This window comes from Chryseobacterium sp. 14P4.3.2 (genome assembly GCF_057799275.1).
Genome location: NZ_JBYOKO010000115.1, coordinates 1 through 206, shown reverse-complemented (window position 1 = coordinate 206; position 206 = coordinate 1). Strand labels below are relative to the sequence as shown.

1 protein-coding gene is annotated in these 206 nt (G+C 30.1%); it reads left to right on the top strand.

The features are described from left to right. Positions 1-206 (top strand): transposase (locus AC27VX_RS23975; protein ID WP_488698507.1); only part of this gene is annotated, 206 nt, incomplete at both ends.

Here is a 206-nt window from a genome sequence, read left to right as displayed (position 1 = left end):
CGAAAAATCATTTATACCACAAATTTAATTGAAAATCTCAACGGAAAAATCAGAAAATACACCAAAAACAAAATGTCTTTTCCTACAGATGATGCCGTAATGAAATCAGTGTATCTCGCTTTAAAAGAATCTACTAAAAAATGGACCATGCCAATTCAAAATTGGGGTATTGTTCTTAACCAGTTTATGCTTATTTTTGAACAAAG